General features: G+C 30.9%; 1 protein-coding gene and 1 pseudogene. One reads left to right on the plus strand and one right to left on the minus strand.

Translation table 11 applies throughout. From position 1 onward, the window contains the following. A pseudogene (locus CER22_RS31040) lies at nt 1-66 on the minus strand (acyl-ACP desaturase); the annotation flags it as partial. A 555-nt stretch (nt 67-621) separates the two neighbouring features. Between CER22_RS31040 and CER22_RS31045 the strand changes: the two are divergent. Then, the gene (locus CER22_RS31045; protein ID WP_088610506.1) at nt 622-921 is read left to right on the plus strand and encodes a hypothetical protein; all 300 of its coding nucleotides are present in this window, start codon (nt 622-624) and stop codon (nt 919-921) included. Nucleotides 922-1,094: the final 173 nt, after the last annotated feature.

The raw sequence follows: 1,094 nt of genomic DNA on the forward strand, positions 1-1,094 counted from the left end.
TTTATGTTGTTCATACAGTTCTTTTAAACGTGGTTCTAATCGGAAATCTAAATCATTTGTTAGCATCTATAAGTTCCCCCTTTTCTTATCATATAAATAGTCATTCTATTTTTACTCTTAAAATTTTCTACAAATAAATATTACGTTCCTTTTTTAAAGTCAAACATAATAAATTTGTAACAAAATTCTTTAAGAGCGCTATATTTTTATAGGTTTTTTTTATATCAAAAGGGGGACCGTTACATATATTTTCTATTTTATAAAATAGATACTGAGGCATACAATATGTTAGTTAGCCTTAATAAAAAAACTAACCTCAGTAAATACAGAATCACATTCATGGATAAAGATTCTCGTCATGTTGTAAATCTTGGTGAGTGTAAAAAGGTGCATGCCTATAAAGATTCGTTTTATAATAAAGTTTGATAGTGTTTTATACACACTATCAAACTTTATTATATGTAAAATCCAATATATTAGATTAAGCGCTTGAAAAACAAATATAGTTGATTAGATAGCCTTAAACGACAATTCCCAACAAGATCAATGTACATTGGCTATGGATGAGTTAGACCAAATTTTGTGAAACGGTATACAACACAAAGGGAAGAGGCGATAAACATGCAGTCAACGAAAGCGCATATGAAGGAAAAACAACGTAGAGAAAAAATAGAAATTATATTTAGTCACATGGTAAAAGGAGAGAGTTATTTTCATGGCTCTTCCTATCAATGGAAAAACATTGTATATCAAAATTATAATAGAATACAACAAAAAGAGTTGGAAGTTGAACAACTCATTTCGAAAATGGAAAAAGCAGGGGTTCGTTTTACGCAGCACCGTTCACTCATACACTATCCCGTCATTGATTTTGTAAAATATACAGCTAAGATTTATAATGAACCCCTCGAAATACAATAATCATATTTAAAGGAAACCTTTTTGAACTACCCCCACTTTCACTTCGTTTAGAAGTGGGGGATTCCTAAGTAAAGAGTTCTATCGAACCCTAATTGATTAGGCTAACTCCGCAGTCCTTGCGGTTAGAAGCCTTATTGCTTCATTCTTTATATTGATACTTGCGTTAATATCCC

The sequence above is a fragment of the Bacillus sp. K2I17 genome (genome assembly GCF_002209985.1).
In the GTDB taxonomy this organism is placed as follows: Bacteria; Bacillota; Bacilli; order Bacillales; family Bacillaceae_G; genus Bacillus_A; species Bacillus_A wiedmannii.

What these genes read in the sequence shown, in the direction of transcription:
- CER22_RS31045 (WP_088610506.1), top strand. Translation starts at nt 622, where the DNA reads ATGCAGTCAACGAAAGCGCATATGAAGGAAAAACAACGTAGAGAAAAA.